This window comes from Akkermansiaceae bacterium, from assembly GCA_017798145.1.
GTDB lineage: Bacteria > Verrucomicrobiota > Verrucomicrobiia > Verrucomicrobiales > Akkermansiaceae > Luteolibacter.
Genome location: CP059069.1, coordinates 2,142,346 through 2,165,569, shown reverse-complemented (window position 1 = coordinate 2,165,569; position 23,224 = coordinate 2,142,346). Strand labels below are relative to the sequence as shown.

Annotated in this window: 18 protein-coding genes; 9 read left to right on the top strand and 9 right to left on the bottom strand. The window is 58.7% G+C overall.

Features of this window, described 5'->3' with window-relative positions; translation table 11 throughout:
* Positions 1 to 184 precede the first annotated feature (184 nt).
* Entirely contained in the window at positions 185 to 910 is a 726-nt protein-coding gene (locus HZ994_09140; protein QTN32485.1) for an SIMPL domain-containing protein, read from the top strand.
* 26 nt (positions 911 to 936) lie between these two features.
* On the opposite strand, the gene HZ994_09135 is transcribed toward HZ994_09140, so the two are convergent.
* The 5 genes from HZ994_09135 to HZ994_09115 all read right to left on the bottom strand — a co-directional run bounded on the left by HZ994_09135 (position 937) and on the right by HZ994_09115 (position 7,790).
* Complete coding sequence (locus HZ994_09135) at positions 937 to 1,875, bottom strand: hypothetical protein (protein ID QTN32484.1); 939 nt, start codon at positions 1,873 to 1,875, stop codon at positions 937 to 939.
* 96 nt (positions 1,876 to 1,971) lie between these two features.
* Positions 1,972 to 2,619 carry an Hsp33 family molecular chaperone HslO gene (locus tag HZ994_09130; GenBank protein QTN34358.1) on the bottom strand — a complete coding sequence of 216 codons (648 nt, stop codon included), beginning with the start codon at positions 2,617 to 2,619 and terminating at the stop codon, positions 1,972 to 1,974.
* A 229-nt stretch (positions 2,620 to 2,848) separates the two neighbouring features.
* Positions 2,849 to 7,159, bottom strand: coding sequence for an ATP-binding protein (locus tag HZ994_09125; protein ID QTN32483.1), 4,311 nt, complete (start codon positions 7,157 to 7,159; stop codon positions 2,849 to 2,851).
* The gene (locus HZ994_09120; protein ID QTN32482.1) at positions 7,156 to 7,560 is read right to left on the bottom strand and encodes a PIN domain-containing protein; all 405 of its coding nucleotides are present in this window, start codon (positions 7,558 to 7,560) and stop codon (positions 7,156 to 7,158) included. The genes HZ994_09125 and HZ994_09120 overlap by 4 nt, the downstream gene beginning before the upstream one ends.
* Positions 7,557 to 7,790, bottom strand: coding sequence for an antitoxin (locus HZ994_09115; protein ID QTN32481.1), 234 nt, complete (start codon positions 7,788 to 7,790; stop codon positions 7,557 to 7,559). Before HZ994_09115 ends, HZ994_09120 begins: the two co-directional genes overlap by 4 nt.
* Before the next feature lie 503 nt (positions 7,791 to 8,293).
* Between HZ994_09115 and HZ994_09110 the strand changes: the two genes are divergently transcribed.
* Positions 8,294 to 9,151, top strand: coding sequence for a PEP-CTERM sorting domain-containing protein (locus HZ994_09110; protein ID QTN32480.1), 858 nt, complete (start codon positions 8,294 to 8,296; stop codon positions 9,149 to 9,151).
* Positions 9,152 to 9,617: 466 nt separating this feature from the next.
* On the top strand, positions 9,618 to 10,664 hold the full coding sequence (trpD, locus tag HZ994_09105; GenBank protein ID QTN32479.1) for an anthranilate phosphoribosyltransferase: 1,047 nt from the start codon (positions 9,618 to 9,620) through the stop codon (positions 10,662 to 10,664).
* Between the two features lie 22 nt (positions 10,665 to 10,686).
* Here the strand turns inward: trpD and HZ994_09100 are convergent, their stop codons facing one another.
* From HZ994_09100 to HZ994_09085, 4 genes are all read right to left on the bottom strand, one after another.
* A complete protein-coding gene (locus HZ994_09100; protein QTN32478.1) occupies positions 10,687 to 11,790 on the bottom strand; it encodes a HAMP domain-containing histidine kinase in 1,104 nt (367 codons plus the stop codon).
* Positions 11,787 to 12,464, bottom strand: a complete 678-nt coding sequence (locus tag HZ994_09095; protein QTN34357.1) for a response regulator transcription factor — start codon at positions 12,462 to 12,464, stop codon at positions 11,787 to 11,789. Before HZ994_09095 ends, HZ994_09100 begins: the two co-directional genes overlap by 4 nt.
* A gap of 39 nt (positions 12,465 to 12,503) precedes the next feature.
* A complete protein-coding gene (locus tag HZ994_09090) occupies positions 12,504 to 12,998 on the bottom strand; it encodes a hypothetical protein (GenBank protein QTN32477.1) in 495 nt (164 codons plus the stop codon).
* A gap of 72 nt (positions 12,999 to 13,070) precedes the next feature.
* Positions 13,071 to 13,661 (bottom strand): hypothetical protein, encoded by a 591-nt coding sequence (locus HZ994_09085; protein ID QTN34356.1) that lies wholly within the window; start codon positions 13,659 to 13,661, stop codon positions 13,071 to 13,073.
* Between the two features lie 239 nt (positions 13,662 to 13,900).
* On the opposite strand from HZ994_09085, the gene rpoD reads away from it, so the two are divergent.
* Genes rpoD through HZ994_09055 form a run of 6 tightly spaced genes read left to right on the top strand, consistent with a single transcriptional unit; the run spans position 13,901 to position 22,562 of the window.
* Positions 13,901 to 15,865, top strand: a complete 1,965-nt coding sequence (rpoD, locus tag HZ994_09080) for an RNA polymerase sigma factor RpoD (GenBank protein ID QTN32476.1) — start codon at positions 13,901 to 13,903, stop codon at positions 15,863 to 15,865.
* 57 nt (positions 15,866 to 15,922) lie between these two features.
* On the top strand, positions 15,923 to 17,758 hold the full coding sequence (gene asnB / locus HZ994_09075; protein QTN32475.1) for an asparagine synthase (glutamine-hydrolyzing): 1,836 nt from the start codon (positions 15,923 to 15,925) through the stop codon (positions 17,756 to 17,758).
* A gap of 4 nt (positions 17,759 to 17,762) precedes the next feature.
* Positions 17,763 to 18,968 carry a homoserine dehydrogenase gene (locus HZ994_09070; protein QTN32474.1) on the top strand — a complete coding sequence of 402 codons (1,206 nt, stop codon included), beginning with the start codon at positions 17,763 to 17,765 and terminating at the stop codon, positions 18,966 to 18,968.
* The gene (locus tag HZ994_09065; protein ID QTN32473.1) at positions 18,969 to 20,315 is read left to right on the top strand and encodes an NAD(P)-binding protein; all 1,347 of its coding nucleotides are present in this window, start codon (positions 18,969 to 18,971) and stop codon (positions 20,313 to 20,315) included. It abuts the gene before it with no gap.
* 1 nt (position 20,316) lies between these two features.
* A complete protein-coding gene (locus HZ994_09060; protein ID QTN32472.1) occupies positions 20,317 to 20,814 on the top strand; it encodes a dTDP-4-dehydrorhamnose 3,5-epimerase family protein in 498 nt (165 codons plus the stop codon).
* Positions 20,811 to 22,562, top strand: coding sequence for a tetratricopeptide repeat protein (locus HZ994_09055; GenBank protein QTN32471.1), 1,752 nt, complete (start codon positions 20,811 to 20,813; stop codon positions 22,560 to 22,562). The genes HZ994_09060 and HZ994_09055 overlap by 4 nt, the downstream gene beginning before the upstream one ends.
* Positions 22,563 to 23,224 lie beyond the last annotated feature (662 nt).

The following is a 23,224-nucleotide window of genomic DNA, read 5'->3' as shown; positions in this document are numbered from 1 at the left end:
GAGTCTTTTTTCCGCCCCGCAGACGCCCACAGGCGTCCAGTTCCAAGGAAATCGTCTTCGTGGCCATCCATGGAGCATCGTGAAAGCCAAGCATCCCAATCCTTCGTTCTCCGCGCCGCCATGTGAGACAGGATTTTCGGTGAATCATTGACTCCGCCCAAGTCCCGGTCAGCATGGAACCAACATGAACCCATCCTGCTCAGGCCGCAGCAACATCGCGGTTGCCCTCATCGTATCCGCGGGCATCGCCGCCGCCGGATACTTCGCCAGCCAGACGCTCTACAACGCCAAGGTCGCGGTGAACACGGCGCAGGCGAAAGGCCTCGCCGAGCGCACCGTCATCGCCGACCGGGCGGACTGGACGATAGGTCTCACCGTTTCCGGGAAATCCAAGAGCGAGATCCCGGAGCTCTACGCCCAGGCGGAAGCCCAGCAGAAACAGATCGTCGCCATCCTCAGGGAGGCCGGCTTCAACGAGGGCGAAGTCCGCGCTGAGATCCTCACCCACAGCATGAGGGAATACCGCGATGAGAACCAGAACCTGGTGGAGGAAACGCACAGCATCGGAGGCTCCATCTCCGTATCCACTCCGCGCGTGGAACTCGTCGATCCCGCCCGCTCCGAGGTCAACAAGCTGCTCTCACAGGGCATGAACATAACCAACTTCACCCCGAAATACGACTTCACCGGGATCAACGAAATCAAGCCCGCGATGCTCAAGGAGGCCGCCCGTAACGCCCGCATCGCCGCCTCCGAATTCGCCCAGAACGCAGGTGCCAAGGTTGGCAAGATACGCAGCGCCTACCAAGGGGGATTCACCGTCGAGGATGCCGGTTCAGGGAATGGCTCCAGCAGCCTCACCAAGGAAGTCCGCGTGGTGACGACCATCGATTTTTACCTGACGGATTGAGCTTGGGGGAAGGGGAGTCCGGCCACTCACTCGCCCGCAGGCGGCTGTGCGTTCTGGAGCTCGCCGAAGCCCTCCATCATCGCCCTGAGACCGCTTGTCAGCTTTTTTGTGGACTGGACGGAGGCATCGAGCCTTTCAAGATCCATGACAGGAAGCGTGCCGTTCTGGAAGGGCATGCCACCGGTGTTGCCTTGCCCTGAGCTTGCCTGCGCCTTGGCGGAGAGCTCCGCGATTTTCTGTTGCTGCGCCGGATCGAGGATGGGCATCAGCTCGGCGGTGAGCAGGGGATCGGAAAACTGCGAGACCCCCCCCCGGCCGCCCATTCCGCCCATCCCGAAGCCGGCGATGTTACCGAGCATGGCGGTGGTATCGGCTGTTATGCCCTGGTATTCGTCCTCCGTGATCTCGCCCCTTGAGAAGGCGTCGCCCGCAAGGATCGCCTCCATCATGGCGGAGGGATCGTCGTTCATCGCAGAGCTCAGTTCCCTGACGGCATCCAGGCGCTCGGAGACCCGTTTCGTGACGATCTCCCTGGCCTTTTCCTTCTGCTCATCGGTTAGGTCCAGCTCCCGGGAAAGGGCGCCGACCGCCTGCTGAGATGCCATCCCCGCGGCGGACTCGCCGCCAGCGAGCTTGCTGCCCATGTCGACGAGATCCATCGCATCGCCCATCATTTTGGAAATGTCTTCGGTGACTTTCTTGGAGAGCTTGGTGCGGCTATCCCCATATTTTTCCGAAAGCTTCGCCCATGAGGATTCACGGGAGTTCGATGATTTCGTCGCCACGGGATCGCGGGAGGTGAGGCTGGATTTGCCGGGGTTTTGAGTGCCAGGGGCAACGCCGTTTGAACCCGTTGATGGCGGAATGTCGGCATCGCCATCGGACTTCAGGGCTCCGCCGAGGAAGACCCCCGCACCTAGGAGCGCGACTGCGCCAACCCCAATCATAATGCTGTTTGTTTTCATGTCCTTAACGCTTTGGTTCCAACCATTGGATGCTTGCTGCCGGAGATGTCAAGGAATCTGGCGAGATGGCCCTGTACCGGTGCGCCGCTGTCAGACTCAGATCATGTCCTGAGTGATGAGGTAGCTGGCGGCGCAGCGCGGGCACTGGACGGTGATGGATTCCTCCCCATGGAAAAGCTCGTCCTTCCTTTCCCGCCAGCCGCCGAGTATCGGGAGAATCCGTTCGACCGTGCAGCCGCAGTGGAAACGGAACGGGCGCGTCTCTAGGAGGTTGGTTTCCTCAGTTCCGGTGATTTCCGCAACCTGTTCCCCATTGAGCGATTCCAGCCACCCGAGATCGGCATCCGGCTGGGCGGCGATCAGCGCGAAATTCTCGTCCGGCAGTCGGAAGGCCCGCGCCGGGCGCTGTTCGGATTGCGCGTAGAATTGCGAAATCCATGCGACCGGGTCGCGGCCATCGATCTCCATGGTCGATAGGCTGGGCTCCGGCGATGTCGGCGCGGTGGTCTGGGAATAGAAGAAATTCCTGTCGGGCTCCCGGATGTCCTCGGTGAATATCCTGCCTGTCACATAGGCCTCGTTGGAGGAGCCGGTGACGAAAAGGTTGATACGGGGTGCGCGGAGGTTCGCCGTCCATGCGATCGTCTCGTTCCATGGCCGAGCAGTCAGGTGCAGCGTGAGCATGGCCAACGCGTCCTTGAGCATCTGGTCAAGCTCCGCCGGATAGCGGATCCCGTTTTCCATGAGATGGATGTAATGATCCGTGTAGATCCCGGTGAACTGCCCGCGAACCAGCAGGCAATTGCGGTGACGGACGAAGATGGATTCGATTTTGGTGAAGTCTTCGGGCTGCATGGATGTCGGCTTGGTTTGGGTGTTTTGCGTTGGGGGATCCGGACGGCAGGAAAACACAGATGCGCTGCACGCGCCACCGGGATCTTGCGCTTCACCTGCCGGAGCAATGTGAAACCGCCTATTTTTTCTTCGCCGATTCCTTTGGCAGCCGAGGCCGGAGATCCAAAGCGTGAACATGCAAGCGAAGCGCACCTCCGAGTTTTGAGGTAATCCGTTCCGCTTCAGTTTTGAGGAGTTCGACCAGTTGCGAGAAATTGATCATCGATCCATCGGTGGGATGCTCCCATTCCCGTTCTTTGGCCAATGTGATCAAGAGGCAGCCCGACCGACTCGTCTCAGAGGCCATGTATTTTTTTACAAGTTGTTCTTCCAGAGACGACAACAAATCTTTCGCTGTGCGCCCGGTATTGGCCAACTTGAGTTCAATGACCGCCACGTGCTCTGAAACTTTCGAACTTAAGCGAATGTCCGTTTCCTTTTCGTCGGCGGTGACGGCTTCTTGGTCGATCTTGTATTTCCCATTCGCTAAGTTGGAAAGTGTTCGGGCGATTTCTCGGCGCATGATTCTTTCCTGTGTGATCCCTGCCCAAGCCTCTCGCGGTGAGTCGGGCAGCAAGAGGATTTCGTCCAGATCGCTAAGCCGATCCACCATCATGGAGAACATCGCTTCGTTGGTGGCGGGCGGAGCCTCACCGGTCTTATCGAGTTCGACAGCTTGTTGGTCGTTGAAAGCATCCGCATCGATTTCTTCCGCCCAGCTTTCCTCGGCCATGGCTACGATACGATCCTTGAAGTGAGCGCAGAGTGGGTCTGCTGCCATTTCCAGTTTGATTGCCCAACCATCCTCTCCTTTCGAGGATAGAAGAGCGTTCACGATGTTGTTTCGCCCTTGCTCGGCATTGTCCCTTTCGTCTGGAGAATAAGCACCGACATGATGGACGTCATCTTCTGGCCGGACGTGCTGGTAGATCAAACGCATCAACTGCAGAAGGATCTTCGGAGTGAAGTTTGATTTGGTGATACCGATTCCTTCCCGGCGGTCTCCGAAAAGTGCCCCAATCAATAATACGGCTTCGCTGCGCTGGCTCGGCGAGACCGATTCAACTCGCCTTGCCAAAGCGTCCACTCCTGCTGCCGCGTCGAGCTGGATGAGTAGCGGCAGCCAGACCCTTGAAAACGGACTGACGAGGTCGCTTCCCACCTGCTTTCGAGCCGTTTCACAGAGATGCGATATCGTTTCGACATCACCGTGTTTCGCTAAGAATTCGGTTACTTGCCTCAATCGCTCGATCTCACCTTTTTCAATTTCAGTCTCCGGCAAATGAGATGGCCGTGCATCAAGCCATGCTCGGATCCGAGGCAGGAAGATCGAAATCACTACATCACTTGAATGGCCGATGTTCTGAAGCAGCATGGAATGGAAGTGCGCCGCCGTCTTTTCGCTGAGTTCTGTAGCCAATTCACCCCCAATTACTCCTTCGACTTCGGCTACATGCTCTTTCACCAAAGCGTCCATCCAACTAGGCAAGCTGTTGAGTTCAATCGTAGCATACCGCGCTGCCAAGCGCGCTTCTTCGCCGGAAATTTTCTTTGCCCATTCGGGATCTTCGGACTCGGCATAAATCCCCGCGAGCCCAAGTTCCCAGATTACAAGGTAGGTTCCCTTCGCATCTTCTGGCCGTTCGCTCTTGAGGGTGGGCAAATATTTGCGCCATTCGCTCATCAATGCCTTTCTTAGACGGTCGGCTACCTCCTTTCCGAGAAACTGTTGGATGAATTGGCGGTTCCAGCCGGATTCCCTTCCCCTGCTGCCAGCTCGGCTCATGGCGTGCCACAAGTTGTATGCTGTATTGCCCGCTTTTCCGTCGGAAAATGCGTTCTCATGGTCTTCTGAAACCGATTTCCAGAATTCCTGCCAGCTCGCGAGATCTTTGGCTTCTTGCTCCTCGGCTTCCCTATCCCATTTTTCTTGTTCGATTTCCCATTCTTCGGGTTCGGTATGCGCCGTCGCTTTTATGAACCACTCATCGATCCTATCGCAAAGCTCGGGGAGGTCTTTTACATATGACTTAAGCTCACTTGTTCGACGGGATAATTCATCTCCACCTCTTCCCAATCGCAACGCGGCCTCCAGAACCACCGCACGTTCATCATTGGGGCGATTGATGTCTGACAAACTTCGATCTATCCAAACGAGATCTCTTTCCTGGTTTATATGAATAGTCCATCGTAGTCGCGTAGCAGAAAATCGCTCCCAAGGCAGACTACGGGAATGAAGAGATTGGAAAAAGGCATCCGTTTCCCAGAATAACTTACAGCTCTGATCCGCTGGGAGACTGTTCAAGGCTTTCGTCAGCTCTGGAAACACCTCTTTGTGTGGATCATGGTGATTTGCCAGGGAAAGAGCTTTGACACTTGCTAGTAACCATTCGGTCGTCACTTCGCCCCTTAGCCCTCTCAGGCAGGCTGCTGCGAGAAGTCCACTCAGGTGGGATCTACTCGAAAAGTAGTGAGGCCAAGTTTCCTCCCAGCGGAAATCTTCGGAGATCAATTCGTCCAAGCCATCCCGTATCGACTCCAACTCACCAGGTTGCCAATCGGTTTCCGAAATCACCCGGGGAAGGTGCCAACTGAGGTCACCTATCCGTCCCTCCGCCGATTTCATCCGTGGGAGGATTTTGAACATCTGAGCGACGCTCATATTCGCAGGAAAGAGCCGGATTACCGCAATCCTTGCAAACCTCTCGGACCAACCGGATGAACCGTCAGCTATTTTTGCCACCAAATCTGCAAGCCTTGCATCATTTAGCGCAGCTAATGCGTTAATTCCCGCCAAGCGTTCCCCGGTTTCACATTTCGGATCGGCTGCACATTCGTATGCGATATCGGAGCAATCCGCAATCTGACCCAACTCAATCAGCTGTAGCAGGATTTCTCGAATCTCAGAATTCTCTATCCCTTCCTGCCACAAGTGGTTGATCTCTCCCGCGAGGTCGGCAGAAGCAAAGCGGTGTATTTGTATGCCGGGAATGTTGAGACCACGCCATCCACCTCTGCAATAGCGATTGACGAACGTGCCCAAAGCTTGGGTTCGCTGTAATGCGGTTAACGATTCAGGATCGCCTTCGTTGAATAATATCTCGGGCTCATTTTCCTTCAGGATTTCGAAAACCATCGGTTCCGAAAGAGCGAGCCAGCCAGCAATCGCTCTTTTCGAGTGGCGAACTATCATTTTTCCCTTCGTCTCGATAAAAATCAGCCGTTTGAGTGCATTGGCAGACATGCTCTGCGCCCGTAACGAACGCAGCCGTTCAGATGCGAGGAACTCGGCAACCGATCGGTGATGGAAACGAACACGTCCATATGAAGCAAAACCGAATAGGGGACGCTCTAGCAAGGCTTTCACCTCCATATCCGTCCATTCCGGCAGGATCACACCAGGGTCGAAGGCAACATCTGCACCTCCGCGATCTGACTCCACACTGTGCCTGATCGTAAGGCGGCGCGTTAGCATCATCGCCAGTGCAATCCGGCTCGCACCATCCATCGCTTTTTCAATGGACAGCTCGGCTGGCTCCGGCCTGTCTGTTCTCGGCTTTAACTTGATTCTTACGTTTCCGGCGACCTGCTCCTTGTGGGTTCGGATGCGCTTGAAATCCCGCCAGTCAGCGCTCAACTCGATCAAATCCTGAGGGCGCTTGGCAAAATCCAAGGCGTTCCGCTTCTTCAGATCTTTGAGAAGTTCGTCCGGATCGGTGACACCTTGGAACTCCGCAAATTTCAAGATCTGACTCTCGGAAAGCGGAAGGAGTGCCACTGTTCTCCAATCGGAAGCTGGCTTCTCCGCTCCTATTTCTTGGGCTTTCTCCTTCGTTCCGTGCAGAGCGATTTTGGCAAACGACTCGCCGCTCACTTCGACTTCTTCCTTTGTCGGTGGAACCGGTAGGGTTTTACGCACCAACTGTTCGTCGAATGGTATCGGACGAGTGGTGATCACGATTCGCGCCCGACCTAGCTGACCGTTGATCGATTTCGCCAGCCTCTTGAGAGCTTGCTCGAATGAACCGAGGGTGAGTTCTAGCTCATCATATGAATCCAGGAAAAATGTAGCCACCTCCGACTGCGATGAGAGCCACTGATCGAGGCGCGCTTCTTCTTCGAAAGAAAGCATCGTGCGCAAGTCGCTGTTCGCGAGTGAGGCGAGTTCCAGAAGAAATGCAGGCTCTCCTGTGTCCCAAAGCTGCTTGCACTTTTCGCGGCACTCATAGGTCTTTCCGCTACCCGCCTCTGAGATGATCAATACACGCTTTGAAAGAAGAAGATCCTTCCACGTTATGCCTGCGGAATAGGCGAGACTTGCCAGGTAAGATTCTTGATCTACCTCCTCGATTTTCCCTTCAGGGATGTCTTTGAAAGTGCGTTCGATCACTCCACTTTTGCTATCGGATTGATTGCGCATCGTTTTGCCCAGGTCTTGGAAGCAAGGGCAGCGTCAAGGGTTGCGAGCTTTAGTCCGTGGCGCTCCGCGAGGCGAACTAGATGCGCGTCGGTTGAGTCTTTGTAGCTCGATTCGGGAGAGTCTGTGGCGCTGACATCGTCCGGGAGGAAAAGATGGGATGGGCGGTCGAGAAGGCTGCTGAGGGAACGGTGGGCATCTTTCCAACTGGCCGAATACGCAGGGCTGAGGCTTACACGCATGAAGCCGAGCTCGACGATCGGGGTGGTGTGGAACTCCGGTTGTGCATCGAGCCATTCCCGGACTGCCTCGTGATCCGCATGGGTTTGCCAGCGGCTGGCGAGAAGGATGTTCACATCAAGGAGCCAGCTCATGGGGTTTCCTCTAGGATTTGGCGGACGCGCTCAGGAGTCATCTCCGGGGCGGAGGCAGGGGCGGAGAGGAGGAAATCCTTCGGGCTGAGGGAGGCTGGTTTAGAGTTTCCCGCTCTGAGTCCGCGCTTGAGGAGATCTGCCGCGACATCCTTGAGCTTCCGGCCTTCGTGGACGGCACGGAGTTTCATTTCCCGCACCAGATCTGGCGGTAGGTCGATGGTCGTTTTCATGAGAGGAAGCTAGCTGGTTTACTGGCTTGCTGTCAAATATGGAAACTTCGACCGAAGATTGACTTTGTCCTTCCGGGGTGGACTGCGCCGGATTGATTCATTTCAAGATCTTCGGAACAACAACATGGTTTGAGCGGTTTGCGTTGGGGAATCCGGACGGCAGGAAATCACAGATGCGCTGCACGCGCCACCGGGATCTTGCGCTTCACCTGCCGGAGCAATGTGAAAACGCTTAAGAGTGTATGGTATCCAAGCGAAGTCATGTCTGCATTTTGGTAAAGAATTACGAAAATAAAATTAAAATTTATATTCATTGTCCATCGAACTCTAGGGCATGAGCGATTGGGGCCTGAATCCCTTTATGCATAAGGGTTTCCGGCATTTATCAGATATTTAATGATTATCAATATCAATGAATTAAATTGGGATTTGCTAGCATTCGGCGTTCTGATGGGGCATTTATTTGATGGTTTTAATACCCCCCCCCCCTACCCCCCCACTACATGAGAAACAAAATCACTGGGCTAATCGTGGCTCCTATATTCGCGCTGTGCGCATCATCGGCAAATGCCCAATCCTTGGGAGCAGCTGCAAACTATGACATCTTCGCCCTCAATGGAGGAACAATCGAACTCAAGGACGCGAACCAATTATTCGGACAAGTTGCCATTTCAAATGGTGCGGAACTGGATGCCGGGAAGGAGTCCAGTACGTTTGACGGCACGATCTTCCGCCATACCGGCGGCACCATCTCCGGCGGAAGCGGCTTGAATCCCTCGGGAGGTATCAAGAGTTCGGCATCCATTAACAGCGCCATCAACCAGGCGAATATTGATGTTGCGAACTACGTGACTTACCTGAACGGCCTGACAGCCACCAATTCCTACAACAAGCAGAGCAGCGCCTTCTCGTTCAACTCTACAAAGAGCCTCACCGTTCTCGATTTCAAACAGATCGACCTAGATGGTGAAAATTTCACGCTCAACGGTCGTGTGGGTGGCATGGATCAGTTCATCATTCGCGTCAGCGAGGATTTCGAGTTCAAGGAAGCGGATCTCATCCTCAACAACCTCGCGGTTGACAATGTGATCTGGTATTACAGCGGGGACAACAACTTCGACCTGCACAAATCCGATGACAAAAACTTCATGAAGTTCTCCGGAACCGTGATTGCGCCGAACTCGAAATCAGAGATCAGGCTCGGCGAGGTAGCCTTCACAGGCAGGGTGATCGGCGGCGGGAACATGAAACTGGGTTCCGGCTTCGAATTCCAAGGAACTGCGATCCCAGAACCATCATCCAGCATCATGCTTCTGATTGGAGTGAGCAGCCTCATGCTGGTTCGACGCCGCAAGGCCTAGTCTCGGAAAACAGAATTCATCCAAAGCTCCCCGCGGATGTCCTCGGGGAGCTTTCTTGTTCTGGTGTCAGGGTTCCTTCGGTAGGGGATCAGATATTTTCTTTCGATGATCATGGGGGGCGTATTCGAATGATGCCTTGGCTAGGGCAAAGCATCCGAATTTTCTCCGGCACCCTGTTGGGTAGAATAATCCGCCCTATCTTGAATGGGTTCCTAGTCGTAGCGGGATAAGCCCACCCTGCTTCCACCGAAAGCAACTTTTTCAGAGCGAGAAGCGTATGGGCGGCACGCTCCGAACCAAGGCTTTGCAGCCCAAGCGGTTATGATTGAGCGAATCAATCCAATCCTACGTCCCCCGCATCCGAGCATCCCCGCATCGTATCCGTGAGAATCAAGCCATCCCCGCCGGGCTCAGAAAACGCCATTTCTTCGTTTCGGATTTCCCGCTACGTGGTTAGGATCCGGATATGGACGCCCTGATCAAACATCTCGAAAACCGCGAGGAACTAGGCAGCCGCGAAATCGAAGTCGCGGCGAACCTCTTGCTGGACACCTCGGTGCCGGATGAAAAGAAAGCCCGGTTGCTGCTCGCACTCTCGAAAAAGGGTGAAACCCCCGCAGAGATCGCGGGATTCGTCGAGGCCTTCCTGGAGCACGCGGTCGATCCCATGACCGGGGGCTTGGATCTCGGCGGACCCACCCTGGATGTTTGCGGCACCGGCGGCGACCAGCTCAACCTCTTCAACGTCTCCACCACCGCCATGTTCATCGCCGCAGCTGCCGGGGCGGTGGTCGTGAAGCACGGCAACCGCGGCATCACCTCGAAAAGCGGCGGCGCGGACGTCCTCGAAGCGCTCGGTGTCCGCATCGACCTGCCGCCGGAGGGTTTCCGCCATTGCCTTGAAAAGGCGGGCGTCGGTTTCCTGTTCGCGCCGAACTACCACCCCGCCTTCAAGGCCGTCGCGGGCGTGAGGAAACAGCTCGCCGCCGCCGGGCACCGCAGCATTTTCAATCTCATCGGCCCTCTGCTCAACCCCGCCCGCCCCGAGTGCCAGCTCGTCGGCGTTTCCGACCGATCTCTCTGCCCGGCCTTCGCCGAAATCCTCCAGCGGCTCGGCCGGGAAAGCGCATGGGTTGTCAGCGGCACCGCACCCGGCAACCGCGCCGTCGATGAGGTCTCCATCATGGGAGCCACCCTGATCTGCAAGTCCGGCAGCTACCAGGATATTGAGGACGAGGAGATCAACCCCGAGGATTTCGGTTTCCGCAAAGCCCGCCTCGAAGACCTCCAGGGCGGCGACGCGAAAACCAACGCCGCCATCCTCGAAGCCATCCTTTCCGGCAAGGAAACCGGCCCGAAGCGCGACATCGTCCTCCTCAACGCCGCCGCCGCACTCGCCTGCGCCGGCCTGGCCGACCACATGGACGACGCGATCGGCATCGCCCGCGAAGCGATCGCCTCCGGCGCGGCGATCGAGCGGCTGCGGTTGCTTCAGGAAGCCTGTGCCTCCTGAAATTCAGATGGGAGGATGGAGATCACCGCAGAAGACGCGGCCTGCGCTGAAGCTCGGCGGATCTATACCCCCCAACACCCATAAGCGTCTCCGGGTCGGTTCCCGGCAGCTCCAAGCTTGCCTCGAAATCCCCCTCTTTCTCCTCAGTCCGGAACGCGGTGCCGGCGAGTGTGCCGGCGATCGCCCGCACGAGGCGCAGTCCCATGCCGGTGCCGAGCAGCGAGGTGTCGCCTTCGGCAATCCCGTTGCGGATTTCCAGCAGCACGCGCCGGTCGTCTTCCACCCGCCGTGCCGCCAGGCGGATCCCGCCCTTGCCGTGTCGGATGGCGTTGCCGAGGAGGTTGTGCAGGATCTGGCGCAGGAGGGCGGGATCCGAATTTACGGTCAGTCCGGGATCAGGTTGCCAGAGGAGGGTGAGTCCCGCTTCGGCGGCAAGGATGGAGTAACCGTCGTGAAGATCCTCCAACAGGGCGGAGAGATCGACCGGCTGGATCTCATGCTCAAGGGTGCCGCCCTCCGCCTTCGACATCAGCAGGGAGCGTTCGACCAGTTGCGAGAGGTGGCCGATTTCCTCCTGCAGGTCTTCGGAAACCTCCGGCGGCAACTCCGGTGCCAGGGCTTCCAGGCGGAGACGGAGCAGTGTCAACGGAAGCCGCAGTTCGTGGGCCACCCGCGAGGAGAACTCGGCCATCTCGCTGTAGGATTTCCCCACCCGGCCTAACAGGTCATTGATGTGATGCACCAGCGCGGCCAGCTCCGCGTCGCGCTCGGGAAGTTGCACGCCTTGGGCGCAGGACAGCGGATCGAGCGAGTCGAGTTCCCGGTTGATGCGGCTGACCGGACGCAGCGACCGCTCCGCGATGAAATATCCCACTCCACCGCTTGCCAGCACGAGCGGCACGGCGATCCAGAGCCACACGGTCATCAGCTCGCCGAGGATATCCTGCACCTCCGCATCCGTGTAGCTGCCGTGGATGACCCATTCGGGATTACGCCCATGACTGCGATCCCTTCCATCCTTCCGCAGTTCCCCATCAAGATGCCAATGCGCCGCCCCTAACAATCCAGTGACGATCAGGGCGATCGAAAGCACCGACCAGGCCACCATTTTCAGGCGGAAATTCATGGCGCATCCTCCCTCAATGCGAACCCGATCCCCCGCAATGTCTGTAGCAGCGGCACGCAGCCGGGCCGGTCAATTTTCTTCCGCAGGTAGTTGATGTAAACGTTCAGGACATTGGTGCCGGAGTCGAAGTGCTGATCCCACACCCGCTCGACCAGCGTGGCCTTGGAGACCGGTCGCGGCGAGGCCTCGGCCAGCACTTCCAGCAGGGAGAATTCCCGGTTGGTCAGGGAAATTTCCTGCCCGTCCCGGCGGGCAACCCGGGCGCGGAGATCGATCTCCAGATCCGCCACCCGGAGCAGCGGATCGAGATCCGGCTTGGAGCGGCGCTGCAGGGCGCGCAGGCGGGCGAGAAGCTCTTCGGTGGAATAGGGTTTCACGATGTAGTCGTCCGCCCCGGCATCGAGCCCGCTCACCCGGTCCCGGATGTCGCTGCGGGCGGTGGCCAGCAGGATCGGTGTGGAGCGACCGGCGGCGCGCACGGCGCGGGTCACGCTCACCCCGTCGCGACCCGGCATGATGATGTCCAGCACGGCGGCATCGTAGGAATGCTCCATGAGAAGCCACTGCGCCTCTTCGCCATCACCCGTATCGTCCACTGCATGCCCGGCAGCCCGCAGTGCGCCGACCACGTGGCTGCGAACCTTCTTATCATCTTCGGCAACCAGGATGCGCATGGCCGGAGTCTCCCACATGAAACATGGCTAAGCGAGTGGTCAATCATCGTCCCTCCGATTGGCGTCAGGGGCGGATGAGCCCGACGCGCTCACGCCGACGCCGTGCCTGTAAACCAGCTGTCCGCCGTAGTGACCGGTCTCGGCGACGGCATAGGAAGCCGCCAGTGCAACCAAAGCAGCGGCGACGCCAAGCCCCCGAGAGATCTTATTTTTGCGAAGCATCACCACTGCGCCGGCGGCGAGCAGGCCGGCGATTATGGCGAGATTCCGGGTTCTCTCGCCCCACTCCTCGTGTTCATCAAGAACCTGTTCCGCGTGGGGAGACAGTTTGCCCAACCCCTCATCCTCCTCCTCGCCGCTCCAGGTGGCTGCCATGGCTCCGGCTGCTCCGCCCAGCAGCAATCCCGCCGCCAGCCATGGCAGATGCCAGCGCCGGACGAAAACCGCCGCCACCGCCACAGCGGTGCCGATGAGAATAAGAACGATAGGGAAATGCACCAACGCGGGGTGCAGAGGGTTTGGAATGGGGATCATGGCCGTGAGGTTTTGGTGTTGGCGCAGCGTCCGCCACCCCCGATGAGTGATGGCGGACAGGGGCGTTGGAGGTTAGAAAGCGATGAACTCGGAGGGGTCTTCCTCGCAGATCTCACATTCCTCGAAGGCCTCGTCTTCGACGGTCAGGCCGCATACCGGACAAACCGCGAACCCCGAATCGGCACCGGTGCCGATCAGGCGCAGGGTGGTGGCGAAGAGCATTGCGTGATCGTTTTCCACCTGGAGCGCCCGGTCGAAGGTCTTGACAGCCTTGGTTGCGCCTTCCTCTTCCGCGGTTGCGATGAAACCGGGATACATTTTCTGCCCTTCATAGGTCTCACCCTTGATGGAGGCCTTCAGGTTCTCGGAAGTGGAGCCGATGGTCACTTCCTCGCGAACCAATTCCGGGAGGGTGCCGCCCAAGGCCTTGATCGCCTTCGCGTGTTTCGCGGCGTGGATCTCCTCGGCCTTGGACGTGGCGCGGAACAGCCGGGCGGCCTGCTTCTCTCCCTCTTGCTCCGCCTTCTCGGCAAAGAGCTCGTAGCGCAGCTTGGCATTCGATTCGCCCTGCCACGCCGAGGCCAGGTTGGCGAGGGTCTTCGTTGGGAGGGCTGCAGGTGCTGCTGCTGAAGCGGCTCCAAGGGTAAGGGCGGCGGACGACATGACAATCAGTAGTGTTTTCATAGGCCGACAGGATGCCACGCCGGGATTAGAATTCCGGATGCCGCCGGATTAGATGTTTCTAATCCTCCCGGAGCCTCGCATCGGATTCTTTTTGAACTATCGCCTTGACGCTTCGGGGATTGCCCTCTTCATTCCGCCCCGCCCGCGAATTTTCGCGTGTGCCCAGCTAATGGGTGAATTGTCGCCTGATATCCCGTCCCACAGCAGCCATCATCCCCATGCCTTCCAAACCGTCCGCCAAGAATCCCGCCGCAAAAAAGACGACGAAAGCCGCCACGAAAGCGGCTCCGGCGAAGAAAGCACCCGTGAAAAAGGCCGTCCCTGCGAAAGCACCGGCGAAAAAGCCCGCACCCGCAAACAAGCCCGCACCGAAAGCCAAGCCCGCACCGAAAGCCAAGCCCGCCAAACCGGCACCGAAAAAGGAACCAGCTAAAAAGCCTGAAGCCGCTAAAAAGCCTGAAGCCGCACCCGCCAAGCCGCCCGCAGCGAAGAAAGAAAAGGCTCCTGAGAAATCCCCAGCAGCCGCGACACCCGCCGCACCCGCCAAGGGCAAGAAGGGCGCGGAAAAGCGCCGCATCGACACCCCGGAAATCCAGGAGAAGATCCGCGAGCTCATCAAGCTCGCCAAGGAGCAGGAATACCTCACCTACGACGACATCAACGAGATCCTGCCCAACGACCTCGTCGATCCCGACGACGTCGAGGCGATCATGGAGCGTCTCCGCAACATGGAGTTCGACATCATCGACGCCTCCGAGGTCGACCGCTTCAAGGACAAGAAAAAGGACGAGGGCGATGGCGACGAGGAGGATGTCAAGGCAGACCAGAAACTCGACATCCTGGACGACCCCGTCCGCATGTACCTCAAGCAGATGGGCCAGGTGCCGCTGCTAACCCGCGAGCAGGAAGTGGAGATTTCCAAGCGCATCGAGGATGCGGAGATCGAGGTTTCCAAGAACCTCCACAAGTTCGGCTTCATCACCGAGCATTACCTGGAACTCGCCGAAAAACTCAACAAGGGCAAGGAGCGCTTCGACCGCGTCATCCTCGACAAGAAAATCGAGTCCCGCGAGCGCTACATGAAGGGTCTCCCCAAGCTCTGCGACCAGCTCAAGGCCCTCCACGAGGAGAACGACAACATTTTCCGCCAACTCGCCGGCAAAAACCCGCGCGGCAAGAAAAAGATGGAGGAGACCATGGAGAAAAACCTCGGCACGATGCACCGCATCTACGTCCGCTTCTACTACAAGCAGAAGATCGTCGAGGATTTCTGCGAGCAGGTGGAGGACTACATCGAAAAGTACTGGAAATACTCCCGCCGCCTCCAGACGCACCCGGCCGATAGCGAATTCATCGGCAAAATGCGCGAGATCCAGCAGCGCTGCTGGCTCAACGACGAGACCTTTGAGCCTACCTACAAGGATCTCCGCCACTGGATGAAAGAAGCCCTCAAGGCCAAGACCGAGATGGTCGAGGCCAACCTCCGCCTCGTCATTTCCATCGCCAAGAAATACACGAACCGCGGCCTTTCCTTCCTCGACCTCATCCAGGAAGGCAACATGGGCCTGATGAAGGCGGTCGAGAAATTCGAATACCGCCGCGGCTACAAATTCTCCACCTACGCCACCTGGTGGATCCGCCAGGCGATCACCCGCTCCATCGCCGACCAGGCGCGCACCATCCGCATCCCGGTCCACATGATCGAGACGATCAACAAGCTGATGCGCGTGCAGAAGCAGCTCGTCCAGGAATACGGCCGCGAGCCCTCCCCGGAAGAGATCGCCGAGGAAATCCACCTTCCCGTCGAGCGTGTCCGCGCCGTCCTCAAGATGGCCCAGCAGCCGATTTCCCTCCAGGCACCCGTCGGCGATTCGGACGACACCTCCTTCGGTGATTTCATCGAGGACAAGGCCGCCGACAACCCGATGGAGGAAGCCGGTTTCTCGATGCTCAAGGACAAGATCAAGGACGTGCTCGACACGCTCACCGAGCGCGAGCGCGAGGTGCTGGAGCAGCGCTTCGGCCTCAAGGACGGCTACAGCCGCACACTTGAAGAAGTCGGCCGCCAGTTCCAGGTCACCCGCGAACGGATCCGCCAGATCGAGGCCAAGGCGCTCCGCAAGATGCGCCACCCCACCCGCATCAGGAAGCTGGAAGGCTTCATCGAGCTGCCGGGAGCCTGAGTATTCACCCTGAACTTGCTGGGCATTTCTCTTCCGGAAAGGTAAGATCCCCCCAGCATGTGCGGGATTTACGGCTGGTTCGGAAAAAGCGGTGATCCCGATCGCCTCCATGCCATGGGCGCGGCCATCCGGCACCGCGGGCCCGACGGATTTCAGGCACACCATGCCGGGGACATATCCCTCGGGATCTGCCGCCTTGCCATCGTTGACAAGACGAACGGCCACCAACCCTTTTTCAACCGCGACAAGACCATCGCCACCATCTGCAACGGCGAGATCTACAATCACCTGGAAATCCGCAGGGAGTTGGAGGCGCTAGGCCATGAGTTCCACACCCACTCCGATGCCGAGATCCTCCCGCATGCATGGCAGGAATGGGGGCCGGAAATGCTTGGGAAGCTGAACGGGATGTTCAGCATCGCGATACGCGATGGCGATACCCTCACCCTTGCCCGCGATCGCTGCGGACAAAAGCCCCTCTACCTCCACACGGAGCAAGGCTCCCTCCATTTCGCCTCTGAGATCCGCGCCCTCCTCGCCGCCGGGATTCCCGCCGAACTCAACCATGCGGCATTGCCCAGCTACCTCGTCAACCGCTACGTCCCGGAGCCCGAAACCCTTTTCAGGGGCATCACCATCCTGCCTGCGGGACATGTCCTAACGGTATCGCCGGGCTCCGCACCGAAGATCGAGGCATGGTGGAAACCGCGCGTCACTCGCACGCTCGACATCTCGGAAAGCGAAGCCCTCGGAAAACTCGACTCGCTCACCCGCGATGCGGTCGGAATCTCCCTGCATGGGGAGGAGAAAATCGCCACCTATCTCAGCGCCGGTGTGGACTCCGCCATCCTGTTGGAATCGATCCGGGGAACCGGTTTCGAGACCACCGCCTTCACGGCCGGGTTCGGCACGGATTCCGACGAGATCCACCACGCCGCCGCGATCGCGAAAGAGAACGACACCCCGCACATCCCCGTCATCCTCCACGAGGACGACCTCACGAAACTCCGCCAGGTCGTCGCACAGATGGAACTGCCGGTCGGCGACGCCCTCATCCTAGCCTTCGACAAACTCGCCTCCGCCGCCGCCGAACACGGCTACCGCGTCGCCATCGGCGGCGACGGCATCGACGAATCAATGATGGGGTATTCCTTCCAAGCCCACCTCGCGAAACTCGACGCGCTCCCTTCCTTCGCGCTCAAACCCACCGCCAGCCTGCTGCGCCTCTGCCCCCTCCCCGTCCTCGACAGGTTCTTCCCCTTCCCCGGATCCCTCGGCAAGGAGGGCCGCGAAAAAATCGCCGGTTACGTGGAAAATTTCCCCAACGCCACACCATGGCGGAAATCCTCCGGCCTCCGCACCCTCTTCACCCCCACCGAGGCGAACCGGCTCTGCATCAGCGAAGTATTCCACGAACCCGACATCCCCGAAGCCTCCTGCATCCTAGATCGCCAGACCCTCCACCTTTACGAAAGCTGGATGCAGGACTGGGCCATCATCCGTCAGGATCGCAACAACATGGCTCACTCCATCGAATACCGGATGCCGTTCCTCGATCATCGCCTCGTCGAGTTCACCCTCGCCCTGCCAAAAAATCTCAAGCTCCACAAAAGCACCAACAAATATCTCTGGCGAAAACTCACCCGCACCCCGGCCTCCAAGCGCCCCAAACAACCTTTCCACCTGCCTTTGGAGAAATTCCGCCACTCCCCGCAGTTCCAGACGCTGCTTGAAGATTGCCTGAATCCCTCCACCATCCGCGCAAGAAACCTTTTCCATCCAGCGGAAATCGGAACCCTCGTCAAAGCCGCCGGGCGCGGCGAATTCCTCGCCCTCAAAAAAGTCACCTCCCTCATCATTCTCGAACTCTGGATGCAAACCTACATCGACTGAGCAAATGATCCGGAAACTCAGGAATCTCGAAAAACCCATCCGCATCGGCCTCGTCGGAGCCGGATGCATGGGCAGGGGAATCGCCCACCAGATCTCCATCACCCCGGGCATGTCCTTGGAATGGATCGCCGACAAAAACCCTGCCAGTGCGCAGGATCTTGCCTCCCTGACAAAAACGGATCTCCACGGCACCGACGCCCACCGCCTCCTACGCGAGCACCCGGTCGATTTCTTCGTGGAAGCGACCAACACCATCTGGTCGGCCTACCAATACTGCGAAACCGCGCTGGAAAACGGTGCCCACGTCGTCCTCATGAACGCGGAGGTGGATCTCGTCCTCGGCCCCACGCTCTGCCGGCTTGCTGCGGAGAAAAACCTGATCGTCACCTCCGATGCCGGCGACCAGCACGGTGTGCTCGCCACCATGATCCAGGAAGTCCAGCTCTGGGGTTTCAAGATCATCCAGGCGGGGAACATCAAAGGCTTTCTCAACCGCCACGCCACCGCAGCCGATCTCATCCACGAAGCCGCGAAGCGGAACCTCTCCCCCATCCAATGCTGCGCCTACACAGACGGCACAAAGCTCAACATCGAGATGGCCGCCCTCGCCAACGCTTTCCATCTCGTTCCCACCAAAACCGGGATGACCGGCCCGGCCATCGCGCACGTGGACCAGGCGCTCGAAGCCTTCGAACTCGGAGATACCGGCACCGTGGACTACATCCTCGGCTCCGAGCCGGGTGGCGGCGTTTACGTGATCGGGAAATGCGAAGACCCCATCCAGCAACCCTATCTCGAATACTACAAGATCGGCAAGGGCCCCTACTACCTCTTCAAGCGCGACTACCACCTCTGCCATCTCGAAACCACCACTGCCATCGCAAGGATCATGCTGCACCGCGAGCCCACCCTCCAGCCGTGGGCCGGGCGCGTCACCGATGTTTACGCCTTTGCGAAAACAGGCATCCGCGCAGACACAATCATCCCGCACGGCATCGGCGGCGACCATTTTTACGGACTCATCGCCACCATGGAGGAAGCCATGAAAAACGACTGGGTTCCCATCGCGTTGCTCGACGCGGAGACCCAGCAAGCCGTCACCAAATCATCCCTCGGAAAAGATCAGCCGCTGACATGGGAATGCCTTGAGCCGTTCCATCCTCCCATGGTGCAGCTTTACAACAGCCCGTCTAACAGCCAGCCCGTCTAAATGCCGCAACCTCCGCACATCACCATCCTCGGTGCCGGTGTCTGTGGGCTCTACGCCGCGCTGACCGCCCTCAGGAAGGGGGCGCAGGTCACCGTCATCGAGAAAGACTCCCTGCCGGGAGGCCTTGCAGCAGGTTTCAAGCGCGGGGAGAACCACTTCGACCAGGGCGTCCACATGCTCCACGCCTTCGACGAGGAGATCTACGAGGACATCGCCCAGCTCATGGCCGATGAGCGCATTCCCGTCGCCCTCGACGCCCGCATCCAGTGGAACGGGAGCTCCTACCGCTACCCGCTCAAAGGCCTCGACATCCTCGCCGGGATGAACCCCCTCCAGCTTTTCCACTGCACCCTCGGCCTCTTCCTCGCCGGGGTGGACGACCTTCTCAACAAAACCCGTGCTGCCGCGATCACATCGGAGGACGCGCTCATCGCCACCTACGGCACCCCGCTTTACGAGTTCTTCTTCGAGGAATTCACCCACCGCTATTGGAATATCCATCCCTCGCGGCTCTCGGCCGAGTTCGTGCGCCGGAAGATGCCACGGCTCAAGATTCTCGATCTTGTCAGGAAACTCATCCCAAGCGTTCTGAAAATCAGCGCGGACAAATACGTGGTGGAAAACGCGCTCTCCGAGGAAACCCTCCATTATTCCGCCACCGGCTCCGAAACCCTGCCCCGTGTCCTTGCTAGGGAGATCGAAAGACTGGGCGGCAAGATCATCTACGGAGCCACGATTCCCTCCATTGGCAAAAACGAGATCAAGCTGGACGGCCAAACCCTCCCTCTCCAGAAAACCATCTCCACCATCCCCCTGCCTTTGCTCATCCGTCTTCACGAGGATCCCCCGGATGACATCAAACGTGCTGCGCAAAGCCTTCACTACAAGCCCATCGCCACCTTCGGGCTACTCGTCAGAAAATCCAGATGCCTCGAAGGCCTCTACACCTACTACCGCGACCGGATCTTCCATCGCATCGGCGAACCGAAAAACGCCGGACTCAAGGTCACCCCGGCGGATCACACCGTCCTCATCGTCGAAATGACCTGCGACATCGGCGACCCGAAATGGAACGACTCCCCCGCCATCCGTCATCAGATCACCGCCGATCTCGCCGCCGAAGGCATCTGCGAACCCGGCGAGATCATCCAGTGGAACCATTTCACCAACCCCCACGGCTACCCCATCTACAAGCTCGACTTCGAGACCCATCTCGGGAAAATCAGGGGTTGGCTGGACGCCCAGCCGAACCTCATCAGCACCGGCCGCCAGGGTGCTTTCACCTACCCCGCCATGCACAATGCCATGCGCATGGGGCACGCCGCCGCCATCCGCCTCCTGACCTAACATGCACTCACAAGCCGAGAACATCCATGGAGTCATCATCGCCGCAAAGCCGCGCATCCATGATACGCGCGGCTGGTTCCTGCCCGCCATGGGCAACGACGGCGCGCATCCCGGCTGGATCCTGCAGAACATCTCCCAATCCCAGCCCGGCGTCCTGCGTGGTTTGCATTACCAGGAACCCCACCCGCAGGCAAAACTCCTGACCCTCATCGAAGGAACCGTGCAGGACATCGTCGCAGACCTCCGCCCCGACTCGCCGACCTTCGGGAGATACTCTGTGTATCATCTCGATGCCGCAGGCATCAACCAGCTCCACATCCCGAAAGGCTGCGCCCACGGATTCCTGGTCACCGGTGAAAGCCCGGCCCTCATTTCCTACCTCGCCGACGCCCCCTACCTTCCGGAGTGCGAAAACACGCTCGCATGGAACCACCCGGACTGGGGCTTCCCATGGCTCACGGATTCACCCATTCTCTCGGACAAGGATCAGGCACCATGAGCGAGCCGGGACAGAACCCGTTTGTGGCAGCGAAGCCCGCCTTCACCCATTGGGCGGCGCTCCTGCTGCTCGTCAGCATCGTCCTCGCCTCGTTCGCCGCCTCGGTGAAATTCGGATTCATCAATTACGACGACCCCCACTACATCACCGAGAACCCCCATGTGAACTCCGGCCTCAGCCCGGCGAACCTGAAATGGGCGCTCACCAACACCGGCGATACGAACCTCTGGAGTCCGCTCACATTCGCTTCCCATCAGCTTGATGTCGCCCTCTTCGGCCTCAGGCCAGGCTGGCACCATGCCGTCAATGTCCTCTGGCACGCGCTGGCCGCCGCGCTTTTCTTCCTCACCGTCCGCAAGCTCACCAACTCGACGTTCTGGGCGTTTTTCGTCGCCCTCATCTGGGCCATCCATCCGGAGAAGGTCCAGTCCGTGGCATGGCTGTCCGAGCGCAAGGACGTCCTCTCCGGAGCCATGTTTTTCGCAAGCACGCTCGCTTTCGCGTGTTGGAGACTGCGGCCGGCGAAATCCCCGGCGCTCTACGCGGGCAGCCTGGCTTGCTTCGCCATGGCGTTGCTCGCGAAGCCGAGCGTCGTGCCGCTCCCGCTGGTTCTCTACCTGCTCCTCTATCTCGATACAAAAAGGATCCTGGCTTCGGCACGAGAGGCTGCGCTGCCGCTGCTGCCCTTCTTCGCCGCCTCCGCCGCCGCCGCGGGAATCGCGATTTATTTCCAATCCCAGGGAGGCCTGGGTGGCATCGGCGGGGGTTCCACATTGGCGGGGAAGGCCATGAACATGGTTGTCGGCTACGCTTTCTACCTGGAGCGCTTCTTCTGGCCATCGCCCGCACAGCTATGGTTCACCCCTCCGTCATCCATGGTTCCGTTCGCCATCTCGGCGGCGGCGCTCTGTATCCTCGCCCCCTTGCTTTTCTGGCTCGGGAGGAAGGAAAAGCTCATCATCGGCGGCGCGGCGATCTACACCGTCCTGTGGCTCCCTGTTTCGGGGCTGGTTTCCGTCAGCCATTACTTCGTCGCGGACCGTTACAGCTACCTGCCTCAGATCGGCCTCGTTTTCATGCTGGTGGGCTTTGTGAGGCTGATAACCCGCTCCGCAGCAAGCGTGGCACCCGCAGGCATTGTCCTCGGGGCTTTCTCCGCATACCTCCTTTTCCTCCAGCAACAGCAGCTCCCGCTCTGGAAGGATAGCGAAACGCTCTTCAGCCACGAGATGGCTATCAACCCGGATAGCTTGCTCGCCCCCATCCATTACGCCGAGGTTTTCACCGAATCCGATCCGGAAAAGGCTCTCGCCTTTTACGCCAAGGCGCATCGGATCGATCCCCAGGCCGGCATCGCACTAGCCAAAATGGGTGTGATGCAGAAACAGCTTGGACGGAATGAGAAGGCGTTGGAAAGCTTCGAAAAAGCCACGCAGGTGGCTTTTCCCGTCAGGGAAAGCTGGACACAGCTTTTGGTGCTGCTTGTCGAGCTCAAGCTCTATCCGCAAGCCGAAGAGACCATCAAACGCGGAATCGATGCAGATCCCGACAACTGGGAGTTCATCATGAACAGCGGAAACTTTTATCTCCTGGTTCTCAAGCAACCCGACGAGGCCCTTGAATATTTTCTCAGGGCGCACGACCTCGCACCTGCCGATCCCCGATCGATTGAGGCTTGCGCCGAGAGCTTCCGTGCTTTGGGCAGGGAGAGTGACGCGAGGAGGTTTGATGCCATGCTTGGCAATTGAAAATGAGCTTCGGTTGTTGTTTGCCTGGGGATTGCGACGGCGGATCGGCAGGAGCACTCCGAGTCCGCCGAGAAGCATCAGGCTTGCGGACGGCTCGGGAGCGGTATGTCCCTGGAGTTTGAAGCCGGAACCAAGCGTAAGCTCCTTCCCACAAAGGGCTCCCGTGAAGTCGAAGTTGAAATTCTTCACATCGATCTCATTGAGATCGACGACCGTAAGCGCCTTGGTGCTGGCCAAGGAATATCCCGTCTGCAGCTTCGTGGTGTAGTTGAAGTCGGAAGGCAGGCCGCCTAGATAGGCTCCATTGAAATTTTGAATGGTTTCGTCCGTGCCCGCAGTTACACCGTTAGCCTAGCCAACTTGGCCGAAGAGCTGGTTTGAGTCCTTGGGGGGCGATTTTTCCCTTGTCCAGAGCGGAAATTTCGTAATTCACAGCGGATCGGAGCGTTTGGGCGCCTGCCGGAGCCGCTACGAGAAACGTAGCGACAAGGGCATGATGATTCAGCTTTCATGCTTTGGGGGGAATCCGCAGATGCGGAGCTAGGCGGGGGGCCTGTCACACCTAGAATGCCATGAAAAGCCGAACTCGATATTTCGTAATGGCGTGATGTTCGAGTTTCCTCTGTTTGAATCCCTGCTGGCAGTCATCGCGCATCAGGGGA

What these genes read in the sequence shown, in the direction of transcription:
- HZ994_09140 (QTN32485.1), top strand. Translation starts at nt 185, where the DNA reads ATGAACCCATCCTGCTCAGGCCGCAGCAACATCGCGGTTGCCCTCATC.
- HZ994_09135 (QTN32484.1), bottom strand. Translation starts at nt 1,875, where the DNA reads ATGAAAACAAACAGCATTATGATTGGGGTTGGCGCAGTCGCGCTCCTA.
- HZ994_09130 (QTN34358.1), bottom strand. Translation starts at nt 2,619, where the DNA reads ATGGAAAACGGGATCCGCTATCCGGCGGAGCTTGACCAGATGCTCAAG.
- HZ994_09120 (QTN32482.1), bottom strand. Translation starts at nt 7,560, where the DNA reads ATGAGCTGGCTCCTTGATGTGAACATCCTTCTCGCCAGCCGCTGGCAA.
- HZ994_09115 (QTN32481.1), bottom strand. Translation starts at nt 7,790, where the DNA reads ATGAAAACGACCATCGACCTACCGCCAGATCTGGTGCGGGAAATGAAA.
- HZ994_09110 (QTN32480.1), top strand. Translation starts at nt 8,294, where the DNA reads ATGAGAAACAAAATCACTGGGCTAATCGTGGCTCCTATATTCGCGCTG.
- trpD (QTN32479.1), top strand. Translation starts at nt 9,618, where the DNA reads ATGGACGCCCTGATCAAACATCTCGAAAACCGCGAGGAACTAGGCAGC.
- HZ994_09100 (QTN32478.1), bottom strand. Translation starts at nt 11,790, where the DNA reads ATGAATTTCCGCCTGAAAATGGTGGCCTGGTCGGTGCTTTCGATCGCC.
- HZ994_09095 (QTN34357.1), bottom strand. Translation starts at nt 12,464, where the DNA reads ATGCGCATCCTGGTTGCCGAAGATGATAAGAAGGTTCGCAGCCACGTG.
- HZ994_09090 (QTN32477.1), bottom strand. Translation starts at nt 12,998, where the DNA reads ATGATCCCCATTCCAAACCCTCTGCACCCCGCGTTGGTGCATTTCCCT.
- HZ994_09085 (QTN34356.1), bottom strand. Translation starts at nt 13,661, where the DNA reads ATGTCGTCCGCCGCCCTTACCCTTGGAGCCGCTTCAGCAGCAGCACCT.
- rpoD (QTN32476.1), top strand. Translation starts at nt 13,901, where the DNA reads ATGCCTTCCAAACCGTCCGCCAAGAATCCCGCCGCAAAAAAGACGACG.
- asnB (QTN32475.1), top strand. Translation starts at nt 15,923, where the DNA reads ATGTGCGGGATTTACGGCTGGTTCGGAAAAAGCGGTGATCCCGATCGC.
- HZ994_09070 (QTN32474.1), top strand. Translation starts at nt 17,763, where the DNA reads ATGATCCGGAAACTCAGGAATCTCGAAAAACCCATCCGCATCGGCCTC.
- HZ994_09065 (QTN32473.1), top strand. Translation starts at nt 18,969, where the DNA reads ATGCCGCAACCTCCGCACATCACCATCCTCGGTGCCGGTGTCTGTGGG.
- HZ994_09060 (QTN32472.1), top strand. Translation starts at nt 20,317, where the DNA reads ATGCACTCACAAGCCGAGAACATCCATGGAGTCATCATCGCCGCAAAG.
- HZ994_09055 (QTN32471.1), top strand. Translation starts at nt 20,811, where the DNA reads ATGAGCGAGCCGGGACAGAACCCGTTTGTGGCAGCGAAGCCCGCCTTC.